Here is a 26,821-nt window from a genome sequence, read left to right on the forward strand (position 1 = left end):
TGCGAGAGCGCGACGACTGATGCGAATTCTGGCTATTGATACCGCGACAGAGGCCTGTTCTGTTGCTCTGTTGAACGACGGTGCTATCTCTGCTCATTTCGAAGAGTGCCCACGAGAACACACCCAACGCATTCTGCCTCTGGTTAAAGAGATTTTAACCCGGGGCAACACCACCTTAACCAACCTCGACGCACTGGCCTTTGGCCGTGGCCCCGGCAGCTTTACGGGCGTACGCATTGGAATTGGCATTGCGCAGGGGCTGGCGCTGGGCGCAGAACTGCCGATGATCGGTGTTTCCACGCTGGCAACCATGGCGCAGGGCGCATGGCGCATGACCGGGGCAACGCGCGTTCTGGCGGCCATTGACGCCCGAATGGGAGAAGTTTACTGGGCAGAATACACCCGCGATGAAAACGGCATCTGGCACGGTGAAGAGACCGAGGCTGTCCTCAAGCCGGAAGCGGTGACCGAGCGGCTGAAACAGCTGTCCGGCGAGTGGGCGACAGTAGGCACCGGCTGGCCGGCATGGCCAGAGATGGCTAACGGCACCGGGATCACGCTGACAGACGGCAACATGCTTCTACCCGCCGCAGAGGATATGCTTCCCATCGCCTGTCAACTGCTTGAGGCGGGCAAAACCGTGGCCGTTGAACATGCGGAGCCGGTTTATTTGCGAAACACCGTCGCGTGGAAGAAACTTCCAGGCCGGGAATGAATCTCAGTAACAGGAACTGAGAAAAAGGAGTCGCATCATGGCGGTTCAGACTAAAGTTGTACGCCTTTTTATGGCAGGCGCAGTGGCCATAGCACTGAGCGGATGCGTTTCCGTTCCTGATGCGATTAAGGGCAGCAGCCCCACGCCACAGCAGGATCTGGTTCGCGTGATGAATGCGCCTGAGCTTTACGTCGGCCAGGAAGCGCGCTTTGGCGGCAAGGTTATCGAGGTGCAAAACCAGCAGGGGAAAACCCGTCTGGAGATTGCCACCGTTCCGCTGGATAGCGGTGCGCGGCCGATCCTTGGCGAACCTTCCCGCGGGCGTATTTATGCCGACGTTGGCGGTTTTCTCGACCCGGTCGATTTTCGCGGACAGCTGGTCACCGTCGTCGGCCCGATTACCGGTTCGGTAGAGGGCAAAGTCGGCAACACGCCGTATAAATTTATGACCATGCAGGTCAACGGGTATAAGCGCTGGCGGCTGACACAGCAGGTCATCATGCCACCTCAGCCGATGGATCCGTGGATGTGGGGTCCACATCCTTATCGGTATGGCTACCCGGGCTGGGGCTGGTATAACCCGGGGCCTGCACAGGTTCAGACAATCGTTACTGAGTAACTCCCTGTAATTGCTAGAAAAGAGACAGCGGCTCAGCCGCTGTCTCTGTTTTTTACGAACAAAACGAAAAAAAAGAGTGACGCGCTTCGCAACCTTAAATCTGAACAATTAATAAACTGGTACGCTGAGTTAATATAATGTTAACAAACTGTTTATTATCGGGGTTGTGATGACGACGAACACTCATTTCAGAGGTGATGCATTGAAGAAGGTTTGGCTTAACCGTTATCCCGCAGATGTTCCTGCCGAGATCAATCCTGACCGTTATCAATCCCTGGTTGAATTGTTTGAACACTCGGTGAGGCGTTACGCAGACCAGCCTGCTTTTGTGAATATGGGCGAGGTCATGACGTTCCGTAAACTTGAGGAGCGTAGTCGGGCGTTCGCCGCCTATCTGCAGGAAGGGCTGGGGCTGCAAAAAGGGGACCGCGTCGCGCTGATGATGCCGAACCTGCTGCAATACCCGGTGGCGCTGTTCGGTGTCCTGCGTGCTGGGATGATTGTTGTCAACGTTAACCCGCTGTATACGCCGCGGGAGCTGGAGCATCAGCTCAACGACAGCGGTGCCGCCGCCATTGTGATTGTCTCTAACTTTGCCCACACGCTGGAAAAAGTGGTCGACAAAACCCAGGTCAAACACGTCATCCTGACGCGTATGGGGGATCAACTCTCTACCGCCAAAGGGACACTGGTTAACTTTGTCGTCAAATACATCAAACGTCTGGTGCCGAAATACCACCTGCCGGACGCGATCTCTTTCCGCAGTGCGCTGCAGGCGGGCTACCGCATGCAATACGTTAAACCGGAAGTGGTATCAGAAGACCTCGCGTTTCTGCAGTACACCGGCGGCACAACGGGTGTGGCTAAAGGCGCCATGCTGACCCACCGTAACATGCTGGCAAACCTCGAGCAGGTGAATGCCACCTACGGACCGTTGCTGCACCACGGAAAAGAGTTGGTGATCACCGCGCTTCCGCTTTATCACATCTTCGCGCTGACCATGAACTGTCTGCTGTTTATTGAGCTGGGCGGTCAAAACGTATTGATCACGAACCCGCGAGATATTCCGGGGCTGGTGAAAGAGCTGGCGAAATATCCGTTCACCGCCATGACCGGGGTGAATACGCTGTTTAACGCGCTGCTCAACAACAAAGAGTTCCAGAAGCTCGATTTCTCCACGCTGCACCTCTCTGCGGGTGGCGGTATGCCGGTTCAACAGGCCGTTGCCGAACGCTGGATGAAACTGACGGGTCAGTATTTACTGGAAGGCTATGGCCTGACGGAGTGCGCCCCGCTGGTCAGTGTGAACCCGCACGATATCGACTATCACAGCGGAAGCATTGGCCTGCCGGTTCCGTCGACGGAAGCCAAACTGGTTGATGATGACGATAACGAAGTGGCGCCAGGTGAACCGGGCGAACTCTGTGTCAAAGGGCCGCAGGTGATGCTGGGCTACTGGCAACGTCCCGATGCGACCGATGAAATTATCAAAGACGGCTGGCTGCACACCGGTGATATCGCCGTGATGGATGAAGAGGGCTTCCTGCGTATCGTCGATCGTAAGAAAGACATGATCCTGGTTTCCGGTTTCAACGTCTACCCGAATGAAATCGAAGATGTGGTGATGCAGCACAGCGGCGTGCTCGAAGTGGCTGCCGTAGGCGTCCCTTCCGGGAGCAGCGGCGAGGCGGTGAAGATTTTTGTGGTCAAAAAAGATCCTTCTCTTACGGAGGAGGCGCTGATCACCTTCTGTCGTCGTCAACTGACCGGCTACAAGGTGCCGAAGCTGGTTGAGTTTCGCGAGGAACTGCCGAAATCGAATGTCGGAAAGATATTACGACGAGAATTACGTGACGAAGCCCGTGGCAAAGTAGACAATAAGGCCTGAGCTTCACGCTAATCGCCCAGACGCCGGTTAAGCCGGCGTTTTTTATGGGCGCAAACAAAAGAGAATCCGTTTTGAATTACCAGATGATCACGACCAACGACGAGCTGGCTTCGCTGTGCGAAGTGACGCGCGACTTTCCTGCCATTGCCCTGGATACCGAGTTTGTCCGCACCCGGACCTACTATCCGCAGCTGGGGTTGATTCAGATGTACGACGGTAAACACGTGTCGCTGATCGACCCGCTCGGCATTACCGACTGGACGCCGATGCGTGACCTGCTGCTCGATACTGCGGTAACGAAATACCTGCACGCAGGCAGTGAAGATCTGGAAGTCTTTTTGAATACTTTTGGCGTCATGCCACAACCGTTGATTGATACACAGATCCTCGCGGCCTTCAGTAATCGACCGCTCTCATGGGGCTTTGCCGCCATGGTTGAGGAGTATACGGGCCTGACGCTGGATAAAAGCGAATCCCGCACCGACTGGCTGGCACGCCCATTAACCGAGCGTCAACTGGAATACGCGGCGGCAGACGTGTTTTACCTCCTGCCGATTGCCGGCCAGCTGATGAAAGAGGCGGAAGCGTCAGGTTGGTTGCCCGCCGCGCTGGATGAGTGCCGAATGACGCAGCAGCGTCGTCAGGAAGTGGTTGATCCGAAAGAGGCCTGGCGCGATATCAGTAACGCCTGGCAGCTGCGTACGCGTCAGCTGGCGTGTCTGCAGCTGTTAGCGGACTGGCGTTTGCGTAAAGCACGCGAGCGCGATCTGGCCGTTAACTTTGTGGTACGCGAAGAACACCTCTGGGCGGTCGCGCGGTATATGCCGGGCAGCATGGGCGAACTGGACAGCATCGGGCTTTCCGGCAGCGAGATCCGTTTCCACGGTAAAACCCTGCTTGCGCTGGTGGCAAAAGCGCAGGAAATGCCGGACGAAGCACTGCCGGAGCCACTGCTGAATCTGATGGATATGCCGGGCTATCGCAAGGCGTTCAAGGATATCAAAGCGCTGGTGCAGGACGTCGCGACGCAAAGCAAACTGGGCGCGGAACTGCTGGCGTCACGCCGTCAGATTAACCAGCTGCTGAACTGGCACTGGAAGCTGAAACCTCAGAATGGTTTGCCGGAAATGATGGCGGGCTGGCGCGGGGAATTGATGGCCGATCGCCTGAATACTGTGCTGGAAGGTTATCCGCGATAATGAAAATGCCGGGTCATGCTGACATGCCCGGCACATTTCCCCGGCGGCATACGCTTACCGGGGATACACAATCCCGAACTACGGACGTGACTCTTCGGCTTCCGGGAGCGTAACGTTCAGCTCCAGAATCGAAATATCCCCGTCTTTTTGCTCCAGCTGCACCGTGACCATCTCCGGGTCAATCTGCACATACTTACAGATCACTTCCAGGATGTCCTTACGCAGCTGCGGCAGGTAGTGTGGCTCGGCGTCACTACGACGACGCTCCGCAACGATGATTTGCAGTCGTTCTTTTGCGATGTTGGCGGTGTTCTTTTTCCGCGAGAGAAAAAAGTCCAGTAATGCCATAACTTATCCTCCGAACAGGCGTTTGAGGAAACCTTTCTTCTCTTCTTCAATGAAGCGGAAAGGACGTTCTTCTCCCAGCAGACGGTCAACGGTATCCGCGTACGCTTTACCTGCATCTGCCATTGTATCCAGGATCACTGGCTCGCCCTGGTTAGAGGCGCGCAATACGGATTGATCTTCCGGGATCACGCCGACCAGTTTGATGCGCAGGATCTCCAGCACGTCTTCCATGCTAAGCATGTCACCTTTGTTCACGCGACCCGGGTTATAGCGGGTCAGCAGAAGGTGCTCTTTAATGGGTTCTTCGCCATTTTCCGCACGACGCGATTTGGAGGCGAGGATCCCCAGAATACGGTCCGAGTCACGCACGGATGAGACTTCAGGGTTGGTGGTGATGATGGCTTCATCAGCGAAGTAGAGTGCCATCAGGGCGCCCGTTTCGATGCCGGCAGGGGAGTCACAGACAACGAAGTCAAACTCCATTTTTTTCAGCTCGTCGAGCACCTTTTCCACGCCTTCACGGGTCAGGGCGTCTTTATCACGCGTCTGAGAAGCCGGAAGGATGTAGAGGTTTTCGGTGCGCTTGTCTTTAATCAGCGCCTGGTTCAGTGTGGCGTCGCCCTGAATGACGTTCACGAAGTCATAGACCACGCGACGCTCGCATCCCATGATCAGGTCGAGGTTACGCAGACCGATATCGAAATCGATAACGACGGTTTTCTTTCCCTTCTGGGCCAAACCAGTAGCGATGGCCGCGCTGGAGGTGGTCTTGCCAACGCCTCCTTTACCCGAAGTAACAACAATAATGCGTGCCATAGAAATTCCTTGTTAAAAAGGGATCAATTCAACGGTTGAACGGTCAACGCGTCGTCTGCCAGTCGCAGACGAGCCGCTTTGCCATAAAATTCGGCTGGGATCTTGTCGCTCAGCCAATATTCACCTGCGATGGACACCAGTTCCGCCGTCAGATGAGTACAAAATATTTGCGCATCCCTGTCACCACTTGCACCCGCGAGCGCACGCCCACGCATCATACCGTATACGTGAATATTGCCATCTGCAATCAGCTCTGCGCCAGCGCTGACGTGGCTTGTAACAATCAGATCACAGTTTGGTGCATAAATGCGCTGACCGGAACGAACCGGCACATCAATCAATCGCGTTTTTGTGACAGGTGTAACGTTTTGCACCGGAGGAGGGGGCGTTTGGACTGCCGCTGGGGCAGGACGCGCGGCTTTTTCTTTGCCTTCGGTCAGAATGGGCAGACCCGCCCGGTCAATTTCTGCTTTTAGCTCAGCATCTTTGCAGCCGCTGATACCGACGATACGCAGCCCGGTCGCGGCCACGGCTTGCTGGAGAAGTTTCCAGTTAACCGGTGCATCCAGACCACTGACATTCACGACGACGGGGGCATGTTTCAGAAAAGCGGGAGCCTGCGCAATTTTGTCTTCTAACGCCTGACGAATAACCTCGGGTTTTGCATCATGCAAATGTACCACTGATAAGGTGAAGCTACTGCCTTTAAGCTCGATTGGCGTGTTTGACATCCTGGCCTTACTCAATTTGCTATTAACCGCAACACCGCCGTTGCGATATTCCGAAGAGTATCAGGCATGTTATAGTCAGGAGTATATTGAGGCAAGCAACCACCCATTAATTCAGAGTAAAAACATGTTTTGTGTGATCTACAGAAGTACAAGTCGTGACCAGACCTATCTTTATGTCGAAAAGAAAGACGATTTTTCGCGCGTACCTGAAGAATTAATGAAGAACTTTGGCCGACCTCAGCTGGCGATGCTGCTGCCGCTGGATGGCCGTAAGAAACTGGTCAACGCCGATCTGGAAAAAGTGAAAACCGCATTAGCGGAGCAAGGCTATTATTTACAGCTCCCGCCACCACCCGAGAATTTATTAAAACAGCATCTTGAGGTGAACGGGAAAAAATAGTCCCGGCTGTTTTCGGGGTTAACACATCAACCGTTTAGGGGTCGTACATGTATCAACATCATAACTGGCAAGGTGCATTACTGGATTATCCCGTCAGCAAAGTGGTCTGCGTAGGCAGTAACTATGCCAAACATATTCAGGAGATGGGCAGCGCGACGCCAGACGAGCCGGTCCTGTTCATCAAGCCAGAAACCGCGCTGTGCGACATTCGCCAGCCGCTGGCGCTGCCGCAGGGGTTGGGGTCGGTGCATCATGAAGTGGAGCTGGCCGTGCTGATTGGCGCGACGCTGCGTCAGGCCTCCGAAGAGCATGTGCAAAAGGCGATTGCCGGATACGGTGTCGCGCTCGACCTGACCCTGCGTGATGTTCAGGGCAAAATGAAGAAAGCGGGGCAGCCGTGGGAAAAGGCCAAAGGGTTTGATAACGCTTGCCCGATCTCCGGTTTTATTCCGGTAAGTGAATTTACCGACGATCCGCAGAACACCGCGCTTAGCCTGAAGGTTAACGGCGAGATCCGCCAGCAGGGCACCACGGCAGATATGATCCATAAAATTGTGCCGCTGATTGCCTACATGAGCCGCTTCTTTACCCTGAAACCGGGCGATGTGATCCTCACCGGTACGCCAGAAGGTGTCGGCCCGCTGCAGGCCGGTGACGAACTGGACGTCAGTTTTAACGGCCTGTCACTGAAAACTCGCGTGCTGTAAAAGCATCTTGCCGCCTGAAGAGGGCGGCAAAACTTGCAACAACGTGCCAGACTCGTTATAAGGTGCGCTCTCTTTTGACGTGTGGACATCCTGATGAACAACATTCCTTTCTGGCAAAGCAAAACTCTCGACCAAATGACAGACGTGGAGTGGGAATCGTTGTGTGACGGTTGCGGGCAGTGCTGCCTGCATAAACTGATGGATGAAGATTCGGACGAAATCTATTTCACCAACGTTGCCTGCAAGCAGCTGAACATCAAAACCTGCCAGTGTCGCAACTATGAGCGTCGCTTCGAGTACGAGCCGGATTGCATCAAGCTAACCCGTGAGAACCTGCCCACCTTCGAATGGCTGCCGCATACCTGCGCCTATCGTCTGCTGGCGGAAGGCAAAGACCTGCCAAAATGGCACCCGCTGCTGACGGGCTCCAAAGCGGCGATGCACGGTGAACGAATCTCTGTGCGTCATATTGCGGTGAAAGAGTCAGAGGTGCAGGACTGGGAAGATCACATCATGAATCATCCCAACCGTGGATAAGAAAAAACCCGCCGAGGCGGGTTTTTTTACCTGCCAAACAGGTCGCGTTTCTTGGGTTTGAACGGTTGTGCGATGAGCACCAGCAGCGCCACAATGAAGTAGGCCACAAAAATCCCCACCAGCCACTGCGGCATCTCAAGGCTCAGGAATTCCCACTGGCGCACAGAGCAGTCACCGGAAGCAACAAACACCTGCGGCAGCCACTTATCAAGCGGCAGCCAGCTCGGGAAGCGGGCGGCGAAATCACAGGTCATAAAAGGTGACGGATGCAGTTGCATCATGGTGTGCTGCCAGGAGAGCTCAATACCTTTCCAGGCGCTGTACAGCCAGATGGCAATTGCGGCATAGCGTAACGGCGATTTAGGGGCAATCGCACCCACCAGACCCGCACCCATAATGCCGAACAATGCACAGCGTTCGTAAATACAGAGTACGCAAGGCTGAAGTCCCATCACATGCTGGAACCACAGCGCGACCATTTCCAGCGCAAAGGCGGTCAGGGCCATTAACAACCACGCTCCGCGACCGCGAGAGCACTGGTTTAAAAATCTCAACATAATCATTTCCCTGGAACATGCTTAGAAAGCGCAGTGTAAACGAATTCGTTTTTCGCGCCACCTGTACCTGACGAAATAAAACGTAATTGGATGTTTATCGTGCGAAAAGGTAAACGGGCAGCAAGCTGCCCGATATATCAGGTTTACTGCGCGGCAAGTATACCCGCTTGTATCAACCATTGCGTACAGGGAATAAGGGTAATTTTGACGCAAAGCAATCCTACAAGCGTGAGCACCAGCGTATAGGGAAGCGCCATCCAGACCATTCGCCCATAAGAAAGACGTATGAGTGGAGCCAGCGCAGAGGTCAGCAGGAACAGGAACGCCGCCTGACCGTTGGGCGTCGCCACCGACGGCAGGTTGGTCCCGGTGTTAATTGCCACCGCCAGCAGTTCGAACTGTCCGGCGCTGATGACGCCTTGCTCCATGGCCGTTTTGGCCTCGTTGATGTAGACCGTGCCAACAAACACGTTATCCGAGATAGACGACAGCAGCCCGTTAAACAGATAAAACAGCGAAAGCTGAGCATCCGGTGCCGCCTGCAAGACAAAGGTAATGATCGGCGCGAAAAGCTTCTGGTCGATGATCACCGCGACGACCGCAAAAAAGACGGCCAGCAGGGCGGTAAAGGGCAGGGCTTCCGTAAAGGCTTTGCCGATCGCATGCTCATCCGTCACGCCGGTAAAACTGGTGGCGAGAATAATCACCGACAGGCCAATTAAACCGACTTCGGCAAGATGAAACGCCAGCGCGGCGATAAGCCAGACGCCAATGACGCCCTGTGCAATAAGACGTAGCGTCTCCTGCCGTGTCCGCTGGCTACGGCTTTGCTGGTCGAATTTCTGCAGCTCCTGACGCACGGGCGCCGGAATATGCGCACCATAGCCAAAGAGGCTGAATTTCTCCACGACTACACAGGTCGCCAGACCGCACACCAGAACCGGTATGCTCACCGGTGCCATTCGCAGGAAGAAATCACCGAAATGCCAGCCCGCAGCTTTAGCAATAATCAGGTTTTGCGGTTCACCCACCATCGTCATCACGCCGCCCAGGGCGGTCCCGACGCCGGCATGCATCATCAGGCTGCGCAGGAAGGCGCGGAACTGTTCCAGCACCTCGCGGTGGTCATTATCGACCTGGCTGTCATCAAGCAGGTCATCGCCGGGACGTGAAGAGGCCACCCGGTGATAAATACCATAAAACCCGACCGCGACGCTTATCACCACGGCGACCACCGTCAGCGCATCCAGGAAGGCTGAAAGAAATGCTGCAGCCACGCAGAAAGCCAGCGACAAAAGCGTTTTTGAAGGAATGCTCAGCAGCAGGCGGGTAAAAATAAACAGCAGCAGCTGTTTCATAAAGTAGATGCCGGCCACCATAAACATCAGCAGCAGAAGCACTTCAAGGTTTGAGGCCAGTTCTGCTTTTACATGCTCGGCGCTGGTCATCCCAATGACAACCGCTTCAATGGCCAGCAAACCGCCAGGCAGCAGGGGATAGCACTTCAGCGCCATGGCCAGGGTGAAGATAAACTCCGCGACCAGCAGCCACCCGGCAATAAACGGGTGCACAATAAAGATGAGAGGATTAACAACCAGGAACACCAGAAGTATCAGCTTGTACCAGTCGGGAGACTGGCCTAAAAAATTGCGCCACAACGCGCGCCCAAAAGAAATTTCCACGACAGACGTTCTTCCCCGTGAAGTAAAACAAAACATCAGTATACGCAAAAATCACGGCCTGGAGGGGGATTCGGCTGCAATGTAAATTTCATAAAAATGAAACGGCGATCCCTCTTTTCTCTCACTGCTGCGCTATCTGCCTCTGCGAGCCTCTGGTATGATGAGTGCAATTTGCTAAAGCTGTGTAATGGAAATCTCACTATGGTCATTAAGGCGCAGAGCCCAGCGGGTTTCGCGGAAGAGTACATCATTGAAAGCATCTGGAATAATCGTTTCCCTGCAGGGTCCATTCTTCCGGCTGAACGCGAACTCTCTGAACTGATTGGCGTCACTCGCACCACGCTTCGGGAAGTGCTCCAGCGACTGGCGCGTGATGGGTGGTTGACGATTCAGCATGGCAAGCCAACAAAAGTAAACAATTTCTGGGAAACCTCCGGGCTGAATATTCTTGAAACGCTGGCGCGCCTCGATCATGAAAGCGTGCCGCAGCTGATTGATAATCTGCTCTCCGTGCGTACCAATATCGCCACCATCTTTATTCGTACGGCTTTCCGTCAGCACCCGGAAGATGCGCTCCAGGTTCTGGCCAGCGCCAACCAGGTGGAAGATCATGCGGATGCGTTTGCTACCCTTGATTACAACATCTTCCGCGGCCTGGCGTTTGCCTCCGGTAACCCGATTTACGGCCTCATCCTTAACGGCATGAAAGGGCTCTATACCCGTATCGGTCGTCACTACTTTGCCAATCCGGAAGCCCGCAGTCTGGCGCTGGGCTTTTACCACAAGCTGAGCGAGCTCTGTTCCACCGGTCAGCACGATCAGGTGTATGAAACCGTGCGCCGCTACGGCCGCGACTCCGGTGAAATCTGGCACCGGATGCAAAAAACGCTGCCGGGTGACCTGGCCATCCAGACCCGCTAAAAGAAAAAACCTCTCAGCTGAGAGGTTTTTTTTCGCCCTGACGCGGGCGTTTCGGTTCAGGCAGGCACTACAGCGTATTCATCCGCGTCGGGCAGCGCTCCAGCAGCTCCACGCTACCGTCTTCATTCTGCTGCTCCAGCAGCACGTCAAAGCCCCACAGGCGATGCACATGCTTCAGCACCTCTTTGCGCCCTTTATCCAGCGGGGCACGGTTGTGCGGGATGTAGCGCAGCGTCAGAGAGCGGTCACCGCGGAGATCCACGTTCCATACCTGAATATTGGGTTCAAGATTGCTCAGGTTGTACTGGGAAGAGAGGCGAGAGCGGATCTCCCGGTATCCCTCTTCGTTATGAATCGCTGAAATTTCCAGGAAGTTGTTACGGTCATCATCCAGCACGGTGAAGAAGCGGAAATCGCGCATGATCTTCGGCGACATAAACTGGCTAATAAAGCTCTCATCCTTGAAATCGCGCATCGCAAAATGCAGCGTTTCCAGCCAGTCCGAACCGGCAATATCCGGGAACCAGTATTTGTCCTCTTCCGTTGGCGACTGACAGATACGTTTGATGTCCTGGAACATCGCAAAGCCGAGGGCATACGGGTTGATGCCGCTGTACCACGGGCTGTTGTAAGGCGGCTGGAACACCACGTTGGTATGGCTGTGGAGGAATTCCATCATAAACCGTTCGGTGACTTTCCCCTCGTCATACAGATGGTTGAGGATGGTGTAATGCCAGAATGTCGCCCAGCCTTCGTTCATCACCTGCGTCTGTTTTTGCGGATAGAAGTACTGGCTGACCTTACGCACAATGCGCAGGATCTCACGCTGCCATGACTCCAGCAGCGGCGCGTTCTTCTCCATAAAGTAGAGCAGGTTTTCCTGTGGCTCAGACGGGTAGCGGCGCGCCTCAGCGACAGCTTTCTCTTCTTCACGCTTAGGCAAGGTGCGCCACAGCATATTCACCTGGCTTTGCAGATACTCCTCGCGGCTTTTCTGCCGGGCTTTCTCCTCCTGCAGGGAAATTTTCTGCGGCCGTTTGTAACGGTCTACGCCGTAGTTCATCAGCGCATGGCAGGAGTCGAGCAGTTTCTCCACTTCATCGACGCCGTAGCGCTCTTCGCAGTCGGTAATGTATTTACGGGCGAAGATCAGGTAATCGACGATCGAGCTGGCGTCCGTCCAGCTGCGGAAAAGATAGTTATTCTTGAAGAAAGAGTTGTGCCCGTAGCAGGCATGCGCCATCACCAGCGCCTGCATGGTAATGGTGTTCTCTTCCATCAGGTAAGCGATACACGGGTTGGAGTTGATGACGATTTCATACGCCAGCCCCTGCTGGCCGTGTTTATACAGCCGTTCCGTTTCAATAAATTTTTTACCAAACGACCAATGCGGATAATTGATCGGCATCCCGACGCTGGAATAGGCATCCATCATCTGTTCGGAGGTTATGACTTCAATCTGGTGAGGATAGGTATCCAGGCGATAGAGTTTTGCTACCCGGTCGATTTCAGCGAGGTAGACATCCAGCAACTCAAAGGTCCAGTCGGGTCCATCGCTGAGACGTGTGTTGTCCTTGTTCAGGGAATCAATAGTAGCCATTAGCGCGCCCTCGTTGTGGGTGCTCTCTCTGTCTGGAGAGCCTCCTTTCAAGCATAGATCAACGTGTTAAAAAGCGTGCTGGAGCAGAAATTTTTTCTTTACGATTTCCCGTTTTCAATACGGTAAAAAAAGCGGTCCATGCAGAGTTTTATGCTGGTTAAAAATAACGCGCAGCAGGAGATACCAAATTAGTCCTTTCCCCGCCAGTAGGGGAAGATGTGAGATAAGTCACCATAAAAAAGTCGTATGTTGAATAATATTTTCAACTAGGTTATCAATCTGTAATTAGAAGATTGTTCTTTTGCACATTATGGAGTGTCTATGCGTGTTGTCATACTGGGAAGTGGTGTGGTTGGCGTAACCAGCGCCTGGTATTTAAGTCAGGCGGGGCATGACGTAACCGTTATCGATCGTGAGCCAGGCCCTGCGCTGGAAACCAGCGCGGCGAATGCCGGGCAAATCTCTCCGGGCTATGCGGCACCGTGGGCGGCTCCCGGCGTGCCACTGAAGGCGATTAAATGGATGTTCCAGCGCCATGCGCCGCTGGCCATTAGCCTCGACGGCACGCAGTTCCAGCTTAAGTGGATGTGGCAGATGCTGCGCAACTGCGACACCCGCCATTACATGGAAAACAAAGGGCGTATGGTGCGTCTGGCGGAATACAGCCGTGACTGCCTGAAAACCTTGCGCGCCACCACCGGCATTGAGTACGAAGGCCGTCAGGGCGGTACGCTGCAGCTGTTCCGCACGGCGCAACAGTACGAAAACGCCACCCGCGATATCGCCGTGCTGGAAGATGCCGGTGTTCCGTATCAACTCCTCGAGGCCAGTCAGCTGGGACAGGTTGAACCGGCGCTGGCGGAGGTGTCCCACAAACTGACGGGCGGCCTGCGTTTACCCAACGATGAAACCGGCGACTGTCAGCTCTTTACCCAGCGTCTGGCGCAGATGTGCGAGCAGGCAGGGGTAACATTCCGCTTTAACACGCCCGTCGATAAATTGCTGTCGGAAGGCGGTAATATCTACGGCGTGAAGTGCGGCGAAGAGGTGATCAAAGCAGATGCCTACGTCATGGCCTTTGGCTCTTACTCCACCGCCATGCTGAAGGGCATTCTGGACATTCCGGTCTATCCGCTGAAGGGGTACTCCCTGACCATCCCGGTGAAAGAGGACAGCGGTGCACCCGTCTCCACCATTCTGGATGAAACCTATAAAATCGCCATTACTCGTTTCGACAACCGTATCCGCGTAGGCGGCATGGCGGAGATTGTCGGCTTCAACACCGAGCTGCTGCAGCCGCGTCGTGAAACGCTGGAGATGGTCGTGGGCGATCTCTTCCCACGCGGCGGTTTTGTCGAGCAGGCCACGTTCTGGACCGGTCTGCGTCCAATGACGCCAGACGGCACGCCGATTGTGGGCCGCACTCCGTTCAAAAACCTGTGGACGAATACCGGACACGGCACCCTCGGCTGGACAATGGCCTGTGGCTCAGGTCAGCTGTTGAGCGACTTGATTTCCGGTCGCACCCCGGCAATTCCGTTTGACGATTTAAGTGCCGCGCGCTATCAATCTGGGTTCACCCCCTCGCGTCCACAGCACCTGCACGGCGCGCATAACTAAGGAGTTGTCATGTCCCGTCCTGTTCTGGCTCAGCTGGACTTGCAGGCCCTGAAGGATAACCTGCAGATTGTTCGCCGTGCTGCGCCAGGTTCACGCGTCTGGTCGGTGGTGAAAGCGAACGCCTACGGCCACGGTATTGACCGCATCTGGAGCGCGCTCAGCGCGACCGACGGTTTTGCGTTACTGAATCTGGAAGAGGCCATTTTGCTGCGCGAGCGTGGCTGGAAAGGCCCTATATTATTGCTGGAAGGGTTCTTCCATGCCGACGATCTACCGTTGCTGGATAAGTACCGGCTGACCACCAGCATTCACAGCAACTGGCAGGTTAAAGCCCTGCAGGACGCCAGACTGCATGCTCCGCTCGACATTTATCTCAAGGTGAACAGCGGCATGAACCGCCTGGGCTTCCAGCCCGAGCGGGTACATACGGTATGGCAACAGCTGCGCGGCATCAAGAATGTGGGCGAAATGACGCTGATGGCGCACTTTGCCGACGCGGAAAAACCCGATGGCATCGCCGAGGCGATGGTGCGGATTGAGCAGGCGGCTGAAGGTCTGGCATGTTCGCGCTCGCTCTCTAACTCGGCGGCCACGCTGTGGCACCCGGAGGCGCACTACAGCTGGGTACGCCCGGGGATCATTCTGTACGGCGCGTCACCGTCAGGGCAGTGGCAGGATATTGCCAACAGCGGCCTGAAACCGGTGATGACTCTTCGCAGCGAAATCATCGGCGTACAAACGCTGAAGGCCGGTTCCACGGTGGGCTACGGCAGCCGTTACCGGGCGACAGGCGAACAGCGAATTGGCATTGTGGCGGGAGGCTATGCCGACGGCTACCCGCGTATCGCTCCGACCGGCACGCCGGTATGGGTGGATGGCGTTCGCACGGGTACCGTGGGGACGGTCTCAATGGATATGCTGGCGGTAGACCTCACGCCGTGCCCGCAGGCGGGGATTGGTTCACCGGTTGAGCTGTGGGGAAATGAAATTAAAATTGACGATGTGGCCGCTGCGGCAGGGACCGTTGGCTATGAGCTGATGTGCGCTCTGGCGCCGCGCGTACCGGTTGTGACGGTGTAACTATGCGATGTGCCGGGGGGCGATAACGCCTTCCCCGGCCAGTAAGACATGAAACCTAAACTACTCTGACTCTTCTTCCATCGGCCTTACGCCAACTTTGCGTACCGCGTTATCTTCTTTCTCGGCCACCGTCCAGATCATCCCGGCAAACTCGACCTGGTCACCGACAACGGGTGCTGCGCCAAGCAGTTGCTGGATAATTTCCCCCAGCGTTTGCTGCTTATCGCGATACTCCAGCCCTTCATCCAGACCGTAAATCAAGGCAACATCTGCAAATTTGGCGCTCGCTTCCAGAATAAAATCGCCGAAGAAACGCTGATCCAGCGCCACCGGTGGCGACTGGCTGAACAATTTACCCAGCGCGGGCAGGTCGCGCTCGCGGCCAATCACGCACAAAATATCCCCTTCACGCAGACGGGTGCTGCCGGTAGGGTGAAGCAGAACATTGTCGCGGAACAACGCGGCAATCCGCGTTTCGGCGGGCATATGCAGATCGCGCAGCGACGCGCCCACGCACCATTTGTCTTCGCTAAGCTGATACACAAACTGTTCCCACGGGTTTTCCGGATGAATATCCAGCCCCACCCGGGAGACGGGCCAGCCAACGGGGGGGATCACCACTTTTGCCTTTTTCGCCGCCCAGCCGAGTGACGTGCCCTGGAACAGGAGTGAAATCAAAACAACGAAGAATGCGACGTTGAAGAACAGTCGGGCGTTATCCAGACCCGCCATCATCGGGAACACGGCAAGGATAATCGGCACCGCGCCGCGCAAACCCACCCAACTGATAAAGATACGCTCGCGCAGGTTAAAGCCGCGAAACGGCAGCAGGCCTGCAAACACCGACAGTGGACGGGCGAAGAAGATCATCCACGCCGACAGCATCAGCGCCGGCACGGCGATAGGCAGCAGGTCTGAAGGGGTAACCAGCAGGCCAAGCACCAGGAACATGCCAATCTGCGCCAGCCAGGCCAGTCCGTCGAAGTTCTGCAAAATGGCGTGACGGTTGCGAATAGGGCGGTTACCCATCAGGAAGCCGCAGAGGTAGACGGCAAGAATGCCGCTGCCATCCAGCGCGGTGGTAACGGCAAAAATCAGAATGCCCCCGCTCAGCGCCAGCAGAGGGTAAAGCCCGGCGGGAAGTGAAATCCGGTTGATCATCTGCTGCAGCAGATAGCCGCCGCCGAGGCCAAGAATAATCCCCAGACCAAACTGCTGCAGGATATGCCAGGCAAACATCCAGCTCAGCCCGCTTTCGTGCTGCTGGATCATCTCAATCAGCGTGATGGTGAGAAACACTGCCATGGGATCGTTACTGCCGGATTCAATCTCAAGCGTGGAGCCAACACGTTCGTTAAGCCCTTTACCGCCAAGCAGGGAAAAGACCGCCGCCGCATCGGTTGAACCGACAATAGCGCCAATCAGCAAGCCTTCCATGATATTGAGATGGAACAGCCAGGCGGCCATCATCCCGGTCAGGCCTGATGTGATTAATACGCCTACGGTCGCGAGCGACAGCGCCGGCCCTAAGGCGACGCGGAACGAGCTCGCCTGAGTGCGCATCCCGCCGTCCAGCAGGATCACTGCCAGCGCGAGGTTACTCACCATGTAGGCGAAAGGGTAGTTATCGAAAGGAATACCGCCGATGCCATCGATGCCAGCCAGCATGCCGATAGCAAGGAAAATAACGAGAATAGGTATGCCGAGACGCGATGAAAATGAACTTAATAATATACTACAGGTTACAAGCACAGAACCCAGAATGAAAAGGCTGATTATCGCTGCGGCATCCAATGTTGTCTTACTCCCACCTCAATGTTAACGCTGTTACTAAAACCCTAACATATTAACCACGGCAACAGCGTTTTATTAAGGGGTTTAACGGCTTTTTTATGCCTTTATGACCGGATGACCGCTTATTGTTAACCGACTGCCAGAATCATCATGTATCAGGGACGCATGTGCCCCCAGCGCAAGGGTTACGGTTTGTTGCTCATGGCCAAAATCCAGACCGGTGATAACCGGGATATCGAGACGGGAACGGATGAAATCAACCATCGTTTCAAGGGAGTAACCGGCGTCGTAATCATTGGGTGCCGCACCGCTAAAACTGCCCAGCACGATTGCTGACTGACGTTCAAGGATCCCGGCATGATAAAGCTGCAATAACATGCGCTCGACGCGGAACGGATGTTCGTTAATATCTTCCAGCACCAGAATGCCGTCTTCGATGTCCGGCAGCCACGGCGTACCGATGAGCGAGACCAGCATTGCCAGGTTACCACCCCAGAGTTGGCCTTCACAGGCCCAGTGCGGCCCCTGGCCTTGCCACGTTATGCTGTAGGTTGGGTTTCGCAGGGCGCGCCAGAAATGCTCAAGGGTAAACGCATCGAGCGCCGGCGCACCAAAATTTCCGGCCAGCATCGGGCCGCTGAAGGTAATGACGTTATGCAGTGCCAGCAGCCCAAGCTGGATGACCGTGAAATCGCTGTGCCCGCATATCAGCAGCGGGTCCTGCTGTTGACGCTGTGCCAGACCTTGCCAGTCAATGCTCTCCAGTAACCGGCTCGCGCCGTAGCCCCCCCGCACCGCAAGCACGATCCGATCCTCACCCTTCAGGTTCACCAGGCTGTTGATATCATTCAGTCTCTGGGCCTCGGTGCCGGCAAAACGCTGCTGGCGGCGAGGGATAATCGTCTGATTTTCTACCTGGTGGCCGAAGCCCAGTAAGCGCTGAACGCCCCGTTGTGCCGCGTCCTGATTGATGCAGTAGCCCGACGGTGCGATAAGATGAAACTGAGACATGGCAATTCCTTGCTGAATGAGAAACTAATTGTCTATATCATGCCGCTTATACGCTGCCCGCTTCAAGGGGCGGCGCACTGCGATGACCGGCTATAAGGATAGATGACGTGAAATTGAGATGGTTTGCTTTTTTGATTGTGTTGCTTGCGGGCTGTAGTTCCAGACATGACTATCAAAATCCGCCCTGGAACCCGGAAGTGCCGGTGAAACGGGCCATGCAGTGGATGCCGATCAGCGAGCAAGCCGGGAAGGCATGGGGCGTCAGTCCGCGTCTTATCACCGCGATCATTGCCGTTGAATCCGGCGGTAATCCCACGCTTGTCAGCAAATCAAACGCAGTGGGGCTGATGCAGCTTAAAGCGTCTACCGCAGGTAAAGAGGTCTACCGCTACATGGGCTGGAGCGGTCAGCCGTCGACCAGCGAGCTGAAGAACCCGGAGCGTAATATCTCCATGGGGACAGCCTATCTCAGCATTCTGGAGCATGGCGTACTGAAGGGCATCGACGACCCGGAAGTGATGCAATACGCGCTGGTGGTCTCTTACGTCAACGGGGCCGGGGCGCTGTTGCGAACCTTCTCCTCTGACCGTAAAGAGGCGATAGAAGAGATTAACGGCATGGACAAAGATGAATTCGTTGAACATGTGGCGAAAAATCATCCGGCACCACAGGCTCCGCGTTACATCTGGAAAGTACAGAAAGCGATGGATGCCATGTAATGCCGCAGGCGGGCGGCGGTCACGCTGCCCGTTTTCCTCACAGAACTTTATTCGCACGTTCCCGTGCTTCGCGCTCCAGTGCAAAGATAATGCGCTGCAGTTCGCGCTCTGAACCGGGTCCGACGTTCAGGAAGCGGAAACTCAAACGTGGCGTGGTAATCGTTTCGTTTTTGCTGTCCACCACCTTCCGCTCGCTGATGGCAATCAACTGGGCATCAAAATAAAACCGTCCCCAGCCGGCCATATCCAGTTCAATTTGCGAGAATCGCATGCCTTCGACCAGTCCGTCAGGTTTCGGCGTATCCATCAGCGCGCCCATACCGCCCAGCGACAGGTCGAAGAGGCGGAAGCGGAGCTCTTTTTTGTCCGGCATTTTAGCCTTACAAAAATAGGCAGGGTGAAGGGGGGCGCTGATGCGGAAATATTCCCGGCGCTGCACAAACCACAGGTTGGCAGGCAGTGGTGTGACAAACGCGGGAAGACCCTGGTATTCGCTCATCTCAAGGCGCGGGAGCACAAATTCCACTTTTGCACCGTGGGTCTCTGCCATCACCGCGAGTTTCTCTGCTTTCAGTGCGGCGCGGTTTTCATACTCCTGACTGCCCAGATCGATAACCAGTCGCTCCTGCGAGACGTCGAGGATCTTGCTGATGAACTGATTGTTTGACCAGCTGATGCGCAGCGGCACTTCACCTTTTTGCAGGTCACGCAATACCCCTAATACAGCCAGCGGATTTTGCTTGAGGAACTGCTCACTGTAATTACTCACGCCGGATGGCTCCTTGATAGATGACAGACTGTCTTTGCGTTATCGGCACTGCACAATGAAACTTAATACAAACCGATGAGTTTTTTTTCAGATTGCAGAGAAGATAAGTCGGTGAGATGAAATTAGTTTTCCAGGGATGACCTATACTTAAGTTACCTGCGCAGAAGGTTTTCTGCGCATGCATTAAACCTGCAAGAGGGCATCGCTATGGGTATTATCGCCTGGATTATCTTTGGTCTAATTGCTGGCGCTATCGCTAAACTTATCATGCCGGGAAATGATGGCGGCGGCTTCATACTGACGTGTGTGCTCGGTGTCGTGGGGGCGGTTGTAGGCGGCTGGCTGGCGACGATGTTTGGCTTTGGTGGCAGCATCAGCGGTTTTGACCTGCACAGTTTCCTGGTGGCTGTCGTGGGTGCCATTGTGGTGCTGGGCATTTTCAGGTTACTGCGACGGGCATAACTTCACTAAAACGGCTCTCAAGGAGGGCCGTTTTTTTACGTGCATATTGATTTGCTAATCGAAATGATAATAATTGTCGTTCCTGATTACATTTAATCACAAGACGACTTTATGAACCCCTCTCGTTTCACGTTATGCGCGTTGGCAGGAGCCGTGACGCTGGCATTGCAGGTACAGGCGTTTGCCGAAGAATCAACCATCGTAGTTACGGGCTCAGAGCAGGGCAGCGTACTGCCCGACTGGACGAACAGCGCAACCAAATCAGCCGTTGCCGAGAGTAAAACCCCGCAGGTGATCAATACCCTGTCGGCGCAGGAAATCGATAAACGTCACGCGAACTCCGTGAATGAGATCCTGCGCTATGCACCGGGTGTGTCGACCGAGGTGCGCGGAAACACCTCCTACATGAGCGAATATAAAATTCGTGGATTTACCGTCGATCAGGAGTTCTACAACGGGCTGCAGTTACCCTATAACGTTACCGGCAATACCAAAGCCCGCATCGATCCGCTGTTGGTTGAGAGCGTTGATATCCTCAAAGGTCCCTCATCGGTACTGTACGGCGGTGCCTCGCCGGGTGGGCTGGTGAATATTCAGAGTAAAAAACCGCAACAAGCCGCACGGACCGAACTGGGCTTTAACACCGGCAACCGTAACCTGAAAGAGGGGTATCTGGATTCGACCGGGCAAATTGCCGATAGCGACTGGAACTACCGTCTGCTGGGGAAAGCGACGGAGAGTGACGATCAGCCGCACACCTCCCGGTATGAAAACTACCTGGTTGCGCCGTCTGTCACCTGGCAACCGGACAACAAAACGCGCCTCACCCTTGATGCGCTGGCGCAAAACTCCCCAAGCCTGACGCCGTCTAATCCGCTGCCGCTCGCCTGGCTGCGTTCGAAATATGCGGGCAAGCGAGATTATGCCGGCGACGAATGGAGCGGGTTTAAACAGCGCCAGTGGATGCTGGGTTACAGCTTTGAACATGAATTTGACAGCGGCTGGGGCTTTAACCAGAAGGCGCGCTATTTTGACATCGATACCCACCAGCGCAGTATTTATGCAACCGGGCCGGGCAGTGAAGTCAATCAGCTTAACCGCTTTGCCTACACCACGGATGAAGATCTCCGGAGCTTCAACATTGATAATCAGGTGACCAAAACCGTTGCGCTGGGTGAGTGGAAACACCATCTGCTGGCCGGGTTTGACTACCAGAAGCTGAATTCCCACTTCCACTACCGCTATGCCTCGGCAACACCGGGGATTGATATGCGCAATCCGGACTATTCACAGGTCCATGAGGATGCGCTGGGGCTGTATACCGCGCAGAAAAACCGTCTGAGCTATCAGCAGAATGGGTATTACCTGCAGGATCAGGTGGAGTTTGGCGGCTTAAATCTGTTGGGCAGCCTGCGCTATGATGATTATCGCTCCGTCACCACCGATTATCTGCATAACGGCGACAAGGCGTGGGTATCGCAGGATCGCGTTACCAAACGACTGGGCGCGCTCTACGCCTTCGACAACGGTCTCTCTCCGTTTATCAGCTATTCAGAAGGGTTTGCCCCGGTCTCGCCGCAGGGAACCCTGACGGCGAAAGAGGTCAAGCCGACCACCAGCAAGCAGGTGGAGGGCGGGGTGAAATATCTGCTGGCAGAGTACGCCACCACCTTTACCGCCTCAGTGTTTACTATTCGCCAGAAGAATGTCGTTACCTCCGATCCCGGCTTCCTGAACTATCGTCAGACCGGCGAAGTGGAGTCTAAAGGGGCGGAGTTGTCTGTGATTGGCCGTCCGACAGACAATCTGAACCTGATTGCCAACTACGCATACACTCACGCCATCAATACGCAGGACGATAAGTATCAGGGCAAACGCCCTACGCAGGTGCCGGAAAATGCATTCAACCTGTGGGGGGATTACACCTTTGAGAATACGCCACTGAAAGGATTGATGCTGGGGGCCGGGGCGCGCTACACCGGGCCGATGGAGATTTCACCGGCGAACGACGCGGGTAAACTCGGTGGCACCACGCAGTACGATCTGGCGGCATCCTATCGGATGGGCGAAATTCTGCCTTCGCTTGAAGGGCTGACCCTGAAAGCGAGCGCGCAGAACATCACCAATAAAGAGACGTTGACCTGTTACGATGCGACCAACTGCTGGATTGGACGTGACCGAACCTATCAGTTAGGCGCGAGCTACAGCTTCTGATGCCCTGTTAAACCCCGTAAGACGGCCCATTCACCCTCTCCTGGCGGGAGAGGGTGAGGGAATGAGGCCGCTTTATTGCGCCGTACTTTTCGCCGGTGCGACAGCATCGTTTGCTGCCGGCTGATTCTCCGGCACGCTGTCGCACGGTTTCTCTTTCGGACAGACCAGATCCAGCATTTTCAGCGTCACGCCGTTGCTCCAGCCGAAGCCATCCTGCAGCGGATATTCACCGCCACCGCCCCCTGTACCGGTACTCGAAACGTCATACTTCTCTACCAGCTTCTGTTCGCGGTCATAGGTATGCTGAACATTTTTCAGGAAGCGCCAGGTCACATCCATTGCCACCTTATCCTGCCCGTAATTCTGCAACCCTTCCGTCGCCACCCATTGCAGCGGTGCCCAGCCGTTAGGTGCATCCCACTGCTGGCCGCTGTTGATGGTGGTGGTGGAAATGCCGCCCGGTTTGAGCAGGCGTGACGATGCCGCTGCAGCGACCTTATCAGCGCGATCCTGCGAAGCCGCCTTCACATAGAGCGGATAAAGTGCGGCTGCCGTAAGCTGATTACGCACCTTTTTACTCTTAAGATCGTAATCCGCGTACCAGCCCTCTTTATCATTCCATAGATGGCTCTCGATCGCTTTCTGACGCGCAGTCGCCAGCGCGTCATACTTGCTGGCAGCGGAGGTATCGCCGGATTCCTGGCTTGCCCTGGCCAGCAATTTTTCCATCTTAAACATCAGGGCGTTAAGATCGACAGGCACAATGCTGGTGGTGCGGATCGTGCCCAGTTTTTGCGGATCGTCCATCCAGCGGGAGCTAAAGTCCCAGCCCGAGGCGGCCGCTGAGCGTAAATCGCGGTAGATCTCCGTGGCCGGTCGGTTAGGATTGCTTTTAGCGGTGGTTATATCGTCGAGCCAGGATTCAGGACGCGGCGTATCGCGGTCATCCCAGTAGCGGTTGAGCACTGAGCCATCGTCCAGCTTCACCACACGTTTGTTGGCTTGTCCGGACTGCAGCGTGTCGGCCCCCTCCATCCAGTAGGCGTACTCTTTCTCCATTTGCGGACGGTATTTCTTCAGCGCATCGCTGTCATGGGTCGCCAGCAACTCGACCATCAGCGCGAAGAACGGAGGCTGGGAGCGGCTCAGGTAGTAGCTGCGGTTGCCGTTCGGGATATGTCCCCAGCTGTCCAGCTCGTAAGCGAAGTTGTCGACCATATCGCTGATTTTGTCCCAGTGGCCACTCTCAGCCAGCCCTAACATGGTGAAATAACTGTCCCAGTAGTAGACCTCGCGAAAACGTCCGCCAGGCACGACATAGGGTTTAGGCAGCGGCAGAAGGGAATCCCACTTATTACTCGCTTTATCGGTGGTGCGGGTCAGTACGGGCCAGAGGTCATCAATGTGCGCGCGTAAACTTTGCCCGGCAGGCGGGACGTATTTTTCCCCTTCCGCTGGCAGCGTAAAGTTCATTTCCACAAAGTGCTTCAGATCGAAGCCAGACTGGGTGCGCTGCATCCGATAATCCGCCAGAATCATCAGCGGATCGCTTTTCGGCACGGCGTCAGCAAAGGTCTTTTGATCGGGAAACAGTTTGGCACTTTGCACATCATTAAAGAGAGGACCAAGTAAAATATCGGGGGAGCTTGTCTGGGTGGTGAGTTGTTCTTCCGCATAACCCCATGTTGTCACACCGAGTAACGCGCCGCCCAAAGCCAGGTGCAAAAGAGCAGGGCGTAGTGTACGAGGTCTTATCATCGGTTCATCTCCTGTATTCGCTGAGCAGCGTTGCCGCTGTTATCAATCACCTGAAAACCTTAGACGAATATTGGCCGCTTCGCGTGTCGAATATCCCATTTTGCGCATAACCAGACAATTTACCGTCTGGTTATGCGCCGGAAGGAATTGGGAGAATTTGCTATCTCGATGAAAGGTAATTCTTTTTTATGATAAATAATTATATTGCTTTTAATTTAATCAATGGGCGCAAATCATGGCGCGATAATAATATGCGCGGAATGCTCTTTTATTCCGTAATAGCGCAAGGTGCTCCTTTAGCACGCCCCATAATTAAATCGCGAAAGGCGACTGGCAAAAAATACGTATCGCTAACGCCTGGCTCAGACCTCTTCCGGGGTCTGGCTGGTCTCGCGCAACGTGCCCGGCGCATGCCCAATAATGCGCTTAAATGCCCGACTGAACGCGGCCAGTGAACCGTACCCCAGACGCAACGCGACGGTTTCAATGGGCTGATTTTCGTGGCGGATGTACTGAATGGCCAGCCGCATCCTCAGTTCGCTGAGATATTTTGCCGGTGTGGTTCCCGTGGCCGCCAGAAAACGTTCAGCAAACACGGAGCGGGAAGTGCCCGCTTGTTTCGCCAGATCCGCCACGCTCCAGTTCAGGCCTGGCTGCTGATGCATGGCGTAAATGGCCCGGCTCAAACGCGGGTCGCGCAATACCTGCACCCAGCCGGTAGCTTTGCCGCAGCCTCCTTCAACCCAGCCACGCACGATCAACGCGGCCACCACGTCGGCAAGTCGCGCGAGGATCCCGGCGAATCCGGCCTGGCGGGTCATTGATTCCCGCTCCATCGCTGCCAGCAGCGGATGAATTTCCGGCCATGTGGACATCAGCCGGCTCACCATCATCACTTCCGGCATCGCCTTGATCAGCGGCTGCATCCCGCCCAGTTCAAAATCCATGCATCCACTGAAGATGATGGTGTTCTCGCTTTCCTGACACGGCTCACAGGTGATCGCGCAGACCGAACCGCAGATAGGCTCGCTGGGGAATGCACTGACCGGGGTAATGCTGGCGTGCTCGTCAGAGAGCAGGGCATGGGCGTTGCCGTTCGGGATAAAAAGGGCGTCGCCGCCATTCAGCGTGAAGGTGGCACCACTCTCCATACGCAACAGGGCGCTACCGTGGCTGACAAAATGGAACTGGGCTTTGCCGGGCGCCTGGTGAAACGCCACGCCAAACGGCGCGCTGGCCTCAATCCGACGGTATTTCACGCCCGACAGGCGCATGCCGCGCAAAAGTTCGCTGATCAAATCGGGTGACTGAGCGGTCATGTCGCAACTCCGGACGAATAATCAATAAGTGGAGATTATATGTCATAGATCGTCCAGGGTGAACCCACTATGCTTTTGCGACAGTTGTCACATTTTTATAACGGGAGAACAACAGATGAATTCATGTGTCGTGGCGAGAGAGGCGGTCACGCCTGCAAAACCCGCCTGGCGAGCCGTCTACTCACTGGGGCTTGGCGTATTCGGCCTGATCACAGCAGAATTCCTGCCCGCCAGTTTGCTGACGCCGATGGCCGCGAGCCTGGGGGTGTCCGAGGGGATGGCCGGACAAGCGGTGACGGCCACGGCGTTGGTGGCGCTGGTCACCGGGTTGCTCATCACGCCGGCCACCAAAAATATCGACCGTCGCTGGGTATTGATGTTCTTCTCGGTGCTGCAGATCATCTCCAGCCTGCTGGTGGCTTTTGCGCCCACGCTGCACGTCCTGCTGATGGGCCGGCTGTTGTTGGGTGTGGCGATCGGGGGATTCTGGGCGATGTCGACCGCCACGGCGATGCGCCTGGTGCCTGCCGATAAAGTGCCGAAAGCGCTGGCGGTGATCTTCTCCAGCGTCTCGATTGCGACGGTGGTGGCGGCGCCGCTGGGAAGCTATCTGGGTAGCCTGATTGGCTGGCGTAACGTCTTTATTCTCTGCATTCTGCCGAGCATGCTGGCGCTGCTGTGGCAGCTCTGGGTACTGCCGTCCATGAAGCCGGAAAGCAGCGGTAGCCTGAGTACGCTGTTCCGCGTGCTGCGTCGTCCGGGGATGATTGGCGGCATGCTGGCGACCATTCTTATCTTCAGCGGCCACTTTGCCTTCTTTACCTACCTGCGTCCGTTCCTTGAAACGGTGGGGCAGGCGAGCGTGGAGAGCATCTCGCTGATCCTGCTGGGCTTTGGGATTGCCAACTTCATCGGCACCTCCGTCGCCGGGCATCTGCTGGCGCGTAATCTGCGCCTGACGCTGGCACTGGTACCGTTCGCGATGGGCGTGCTTGCTCTCACCATGGTGGCGTTTGGTCATCTGGCGATGCTGGACGGGTTACTGGTCGCGCTGTGGGGCTTTGCGTTTGGTCTGGTACCGGTGGGCTGGTCAACGTGGCTTGCCACCACCGTGCCGGATGAAGCCGAAAGTGCGGGTGGTCTGCTGGTGGCCTCTATCCAGCTGGCGATAAGCGCCGGTGCGGCAGTGGGCGGGGCGGTATTCGACCTCAACGGTGCCAGCGGCGTCTTCGCGGGCAGCGGTTTCCTGCTGGTGACGGCCATGGTAATTGTGTTTATGGGCGTGAAAGTCAAAGCAGAGTGACGAGCGCATGCCCGGTCAGCGAAAGGCTACCGGGCAGCGACACCCACTCAGA

Annotated in this window: 25 protein-coding genes; 14 read left to right on the forward strand and 11 right to left on the reverse strand. The window is 55.5% G+C overall.

Annotation, left to right across the window (positions count from 1 at the left end):
- The first annotated feature begins 19 nt into the window (after window positions 1–19).
- The 4 genes from tsaB (at window position 20) to rnd (ending at window position 4,421) form a co-directional block, all read left to right on the forward strand.
- Window positions 20–715: a tRNA (adenosine(37)-N6)-threonylcarbamoyltransferase complex dimerization subunit type 1 TsaB gene (gene tsaB, locus BJP35_RS21715; RefSeq protein ID WP_032678416.1), complete on the forward strand. Its 696-nt coding sequence runs from the start codon at window positions 20–22 to the stop codon at window positions 713–715.
- A gap of 37 nt (window positions 716–752) precedes the next feature.
- Complete coding sequence (locus tag BJP35_RS21720; protein ID WP_020883430.1) at window positions 753–1,334, forward strand: Slp family lipoprotein; 582 nt, start codon at window positions 753–755, stop codon at window positions 1,332–1,334.
- Between the two features lie 202 nt (window positions 1,335–1,536).
- The gene (gene fadD, locus BJP35_RS21725; protein ID WP_032669980.1) at window positions 1,537–3,222 is read left to right on the forward strand and encodes a long-chain-fatty-acid--CoA ligase FadD; all 1,686 of its coding nucleotides are present in this window, start codon (window positions 1,537–1,539) and stop codon (window positions 3,220–3,222) included.
- Window positions 3,223–3,305: 83 nt separating this feature from the next.
- Window positions 3,306–4,421 carry a ribonuclease D gene (gene rnd, locus BJP35_RS21730; protein ID WP_123266851.1) on the forward strand — a complete coding sequence of 372 codons (1,116 nt, stop codon included), beginning with the start codon at window positions 3,306–3,308 and terminating at the stop codon, window positions 4,419–4,421.
- A gap of 78 nt (window positions 4,422–4,499) precedes the next feature.
- On the opposite strand, the gene minE is transcribed toward rnd, so the two are convergent.
- From minE to minC, 3 genes are read right to left on the reverse strand one after another with little or no spacing between them, the layout of a single operon-like run.
- Window positions 4,500–4,769, reverse strand: coding sequence for a cell division topological specificity factor MinE (gene minE, locus BJP35_RS21735; RefSeq protein ID WP_008500504.1), 270 nt, complete (start codon window positions 4,767–4,769; stop codon window positions 4,500–4,502).
- Window positions 4,770–4,772: 3 nt separating this feature from the next.
- Window positions 4,773–5,585 carry a septum site-determining protein MinD gene (gene minD / locus BJP35_RS21740; RefSeq protein WP_014170584.1) on the reverse strand — a complete coding sequence of 271 codons (813 nt, stop codon included), beginning with the start codon at window positions 5,583–5,585 and terminating at the stop codon, window positions 4,773–4,775.
- 23 nt (window positions 5,586–5,608) lie between these two features.
- Window positions 5,609–6,316: a septum site-determining protein MinC gene (gene minC, locus BJP35_RS21745; protein ID WP_020883433.1), complete on the reverse strand. Its 708-nt coding sequence runs from the start codon at window positions 6,314–6,316 to the stop codon at window positions 5,609–5,611.
- A gap of 124 nt (window positions 6,317–6,440) precedes the next feature.
- Here minC and BJP35_RS21750 point away from each other — a divergent pair, with 124 nt between their 5' ends.
- The 3 genes from BJP35_RS21750 (at window position 6,441) to BJP35_RS21760 (ending at window position 7,960) form a co-directional block, all read left to right on the forward strand.
- Window positions 6,441–6,716 carry a YcgL domain-containing protein gene (locus BJP35_RS21750; protein WP_020883434.1) on the forward strand — a complete coding sequence of 92 codons (276 nt, stop codon included), beginning with the start codon at window positions 6,441–6,443 and terminating at the stop codon, window positions 6,714–6,716.
- A 47-nt stretch (window positions 6,717–6,763) separates the two neighbouring features.
- Window positions 6,764–7,423 (forward strand): fumarylacetoacetate hydrolase family protein, encoded by a 660-nt coding sequence (locus BJP35_RS21755; protein ID WP_047744830.1) that lies wholly within the window; start codon window positions 6,764–6,766, stop codon window positions 7,421–7,423.
- Between the two features lie 93 nt (window positions 7,424–7,516).
- Window positions 7,517–7,960 (forward strand): YcgN family cysteine cluster protein, encoded by a 444-nt coding sequence (locus BJP35_RS21760; protein ID WP_020883436.1) that lies wholly within the window; start codon window positions 7,517–7,519, stop codon window positions 7,958–7,960.
- 26 nt (window positions 7,961–7,986) lie between these two features.
- Here the strand turns inward: BJP35_RS21760 and dsbB are convergent, their stop codons facing one another.
- Together dsbB and nhaB are read right to left on the reverse strand one after the other, a co-directional pair.
- A complete protein-coding gene (dsbB, locus tag BJP35_RS21765; protein ID WP_020883437.1) occupies window positions 7,987–8,517 on the reverse strand; it encodes a disulfide bond formation protein DsbB in 531 nt (176 codons plus the stop codon).
- Between the two features lie 143 nt (window positions 8,518–8,660).
- Window positions 8,661–10,199 (reverse strand): Na(+)/H(+) antiporter NhaB, encoded by a 1,539-nt coding sequence (gene nhaB / locus BJP35_RS21770; RefSeq protein WP_020883438.1) that lies wholly within the window; start codon window positions 10,197–10,199, stop codon window positions 8,661–8,663.
- A 201-nt stretch (window positions 10,200–10,400) separates the two neighbouring features.
- Here nhaB and fadR point away from each other — a divergent pair, with 201 nt between their 5' ends.
- The gene (gene fadR, locus BJP35_RS21775; RefSeq protein ID WP_025203875.1) at window positions 10,401–11,120 is read left to right on the forward strand and encodes a fatty acid metabolism transcriptional regulator FadR; all 720 of its coding nucleotides are present in this window, start codon (window positions 10,401–10,403) and stop codon (window positions 11,118–11,120) included.
- Between the two features lie 67 nt (window positions 11,121–11,187).
- Here fadR and BJP35_RS21780 read toward each other — a convergent pair whose 3' ends face one another.
- Window positions 11,188–12,720, reverse strand: a complete 1,533-nt coding sequence (locus tag BJP35_RS21780; protein ID WP_020883440.1) for a SpoVR family protein — start codon at window positions 12,718–12,720, stop codon at window positions 11,188–11,190.
- A 321-nt stretch (window positions 12,721–13,041) separates the two neighbouring features.
- Here BJP35_RS21780 and BJP35_RS21785 point away from each other — a divergent pair, with 321 nt between their 5' ends.
- Entirely contained in the window at window positions 13,042–14,340 is a 1,299-nt protein-coding gene (locus tag BJP35_RS21785; RefSeq protein ID WP_020883441.1) for a D-amino acid dehydrogenase, read from the forward strand.
- Between the two features lie 9 nt (window positions 14,341–14,349).
- Window positions 14,350–15,420, forward strand: coding sequence for a catabolic alanine racemase DadX (dadX, locus tag BJP35_RS21790; RefSeq protein ID WP_025203876.1), 1,071 nt, complete (start codon window positions 14,350–14,352; stop codon window positions 15,418–15,420).
- Window positions 15,421–15,480: 60 nt separating this feature from the next.
- On the opposite strand, the gene BJP35_RS21795 is transcribed toward dadX, so the two are convergent.
- Window positions 15,481–17,214 (reverse strand): potassium/proton antiporter, encoded by a 1,734-nt coding sequence (locus tag BJP35_RS21795; RefSeq protein WP_014170573.1) that lies wholly within the window; start codon window positions 17,212–17,214, stop codon window positions 15,481–15,483.
- Window positions 17,215–17,310: 96 nt separating this feature from the next.
- Window positions 17,311–18,225 carry a muramoyltetrapeptide carboxypeptidase gene (ldcA, locus tag BJP35_RS21800; RefSeq protein ID WP_014170572.1) on the reverse strand — a complete coding sequence of 305 codons (915 nt, stop codon included), beginning with the start codon at window positions 18,223–18,225 and terminating at the stop codon, window positions 17,311–17,313.
- 107 nt (window positions 18,226–18,332) lie between these two features.
- Between ldcA and emtA the strand changes: the two genes are divergently transcribed.
- Entirely contained in the window at window positions 18,333–18,944 is a 612-nt protein-coding gene (emtA, locus tag BJP35_RS21805; RefSeq protein WP_014170571.1) for a membrane-bound lytic murein transglycosylase EmtA, read from the forward strand.
- 37 nt (window positions 18,945–18,981) lie between these two features.
- Here the strand turns inward: emtA and BJP35_RS21810 are convergent, their stop codons facing one another.
- A complete protein-coding gene (locus tag BJP35_RS21810) occupies window positions 18,982–19,713 on the reverse strand; it encodes a flagellar brake protein (protein ID WP_020883443.1) in 732 nt (243 codons plus the stop codon).
- Window positions 19,714–19,920: 207 nt separating this feature from the next.
- Here BJP35_RS21810 and BJP35_RS21815 point away from each other — a divergent pair, with 207 nt between their 5' ends.
- Together BJP35_RS21815 and BJP35_RS21820 are read left to right on the forward strand one after the other, a co-directional pair.
- A complete protein-coding gene (locus BJP35_RS21815; protein ID WP_010432765.1) occupies window positions 19,921–20,175 on the forward strand; it encodes a GlsB/YeaQ/YmgE family stress response membrane protein in 255 nt (84 codons plus the stop codon).
- Between the two features lie 111 nt (window positions 20,176–20,286).
- Window positions 20,287–22,389: a TonB-dependent siderophore receptor gene (locus BJP35_RS21820; protein WP_047744827.1), complete on the forward strand. Its 2,103-nt coding sequence runs from the start codon at window positions 20,287–20,289 to the stop codon at window positions 22,387–22,389.
- 72 nt (window positions 22,390–22,461) lie between these two features.
- Here the strand turns inward: BJP35_RS21820 and BJP35_RS21825 are convergent, their stop codons facing one another.
- The gene (locus BJP35_RS21825; protein WP_086463557.1) at window positions 22,462–24,147 is read right to left on the reverse strand and encodes an alpha,alpha-trehalase; all 1,686 of its coding nucleotides are present in this window, start codon (window positions 24,145–24,147) and stop codon (window positions 22,462–22,464) included.
- 362 nt (window positions 24,148–24,509) lie between these two features.
- Window positions 24,510–25,466, reverse strand: coding sequence for an AraC family transcriptional regulator (locus BJP35_RS21830; protein WP_047744825.1), 957 nt, complete (start codon window positions 25,464–25,466; stop codon window positions 24,510–24,512).
- 115 nt (window positions 25,467–25,581) lie between these two features.
- Between BJP35_RS21830 and BJP35_RS21835 the strand changes: the two genes are divergently transcribed.
- Window positions 25,582–26,769 (forward strand): MFS transporter, encoded by a 1,188-nt coding sequence (locus BJP35_RS21835; RefSeq protein ID WP_032678410.1) that lies wholly within the window; start codon window positions 25,582–25,584, stop codon window positions 26,767–26,769.
- Window positions 26,770–26,821: the final 52 nt, after the last annotated feature.

Source organism: Enterobacter sp. J49, assembly GCF_002148625.1.
In the GTDB taxonomy this organism is placed as follows: Bacteria; Pseudomonadota; Gammaproteobacteria; order Enterobacterales; family Enterobacteriaceae; genus Enterobacter; species Enterobacter ludwigii.

What these genes read in the sequence shown, in the direction of transcription:
- BJP35_RS21760 (WP_020883436.1), top strand. Translation starts at nt 7,517, where the DNA reads ATGAACAACATTCCTTTCTGGCAAAGCAAAACTCTCGACCAAATGACA.
- tsaB (WP_032678416.1), top strand. Translation starts at nt 20, where the DNA reads ATGCGAATTCTGGCTATTGATACCGCGACAGAGGCCTGTTCTGTTGCT.
- BJP35_RS21785 (WP_020883441.1), top strand. Translation starts at nt 13,042, where the DNA reads ATGCGTGTTGTCATACTGGGAAGTGGTGTGGTTGGCGTAACCAGCGCC.
- BJP35_RS21815 (WP_010432765.1), top strand. Translation starts at nt 19,921, where the DNA reads ATGGGTATTATCGCCTGGATTATCTTTGGTCTAATTGCTGGCGCTATC.
- BJP35_RS21820 (WP_047744827.1), top strand. Translation starts at nt 20,287, where the DNA reads ATGAACCCCTCTCGTTTCACGTTATGCGCGTTGGCAGGAGCCGTGACG.
- BJP35_RS21720 (WP_020883430.1), top strand. Translation starts at nt 753, where the DNA reads ATGGCGGTTCAGACTAAAGTTGTACGCCTTTTTATGGCAGGCGCAGTG.
- BJP35_RS21835 (WP_032678410.1), top strand. Translation starts at nt 25,582, where the DNA reads ATGAATTCATGTGTCGTGGCGAGAGAGGCGGTCACGCCTGCAAAACCC.
- fadR (WP_025203875.1), top strand. Translation starts at nt 10,401, where the DNA reads ATGGTCATTAAGGCGCAGAGCCCAGCGGGTTTCGCGGAAGAGTACATC.
- ldcA (WP_014170572.1), bottom strand. Translation starts at nt 18,225, where the DNA reads ATGTCTCAGTTTCATCTTATCGCACCGTCGGGCTACTGCATCAATCAG.
- BJP35_RS21780 (WP_020883440.1), bottom strand. Translation starts at nt 12,720, where the DNA reads ATGGCTACTATTGATTCCCTGAACAAGGACAACACACGTCTCAGCGAT.
- minD (WP_014170584.1), bottom strand. Translation starts at nt 5,585, where the DNA reads ATGGCACGCATTATTGTTGTTACTTCGGGTAAAGGAGGCGTTGGCAAG.
- BJP35_RS21825 (WP_086463557.1), bottom strand. Translation starts at nt 24,147, where the DNA reads ATGATAAGACCTCGTACACTACGCCCTGCTCTTTTGCACCTGGCTTTG.
- minC (WP_020883433.1), bottom strand. Translation starts at nt 6,316, where the DNA reads ATGTCAAACACGCCAATCGAGCTTAAAGGCAGTAGCTTCACCTTATCA.
- minE (WP_008500504.1), bottom strand. Translation starts at nt 4,769, where the DNA reads ATGGCATTACTGGACTTTTTTCTCTCGCGGAAAAAGAACACCGCCAAC.
- dsbB (WP_020883437.1), bottom strand. Translation starts at nt 8,517, where the DNA reads ATGTTGAGATTTTTAAACCAGTGCTCTCGCGGTCGCGGAGCGTGGTTG.
- BJP35_RS21750 (WP_020883434.1), top strand. Translation starts at nt 6,441, where the DNA reads ATGTTTTGTGTGATCTACAGAAGTACAAGTCGTGACCAGACCTATCTT.
- rnd (WP_123266851.1), top strand. Translation starts at nt 3,306, where the DNA reads ATGATCACGACCAACGACGAGCTGGCTTCGCTGTGCGAAGTGACGCGC.
- BJP35_RS21755 (WP_047744830.1), top strand. Translation starts at nt 6,764, where the DNA reads ATGTATCAACATCATAACTGGCAAGGTGCATTACTGGATTATCCCGTC.
- BJP35_RS21830 (WP_047744825.1), bottom strand. Translation starts at nt 25,466, where the DNA reads ATGACCGCTCAGTCACCCGATTTGATCAGCGAACTTTTGCGCGGCATG.
- dadX (WP_025203876.1), top strand. Translation starts at nt 14,350, where the DNA reads ATGTCCCGTCCTGTTCTGGCTCAGCTGGACTTGCAGGCCCTGAAGGAT.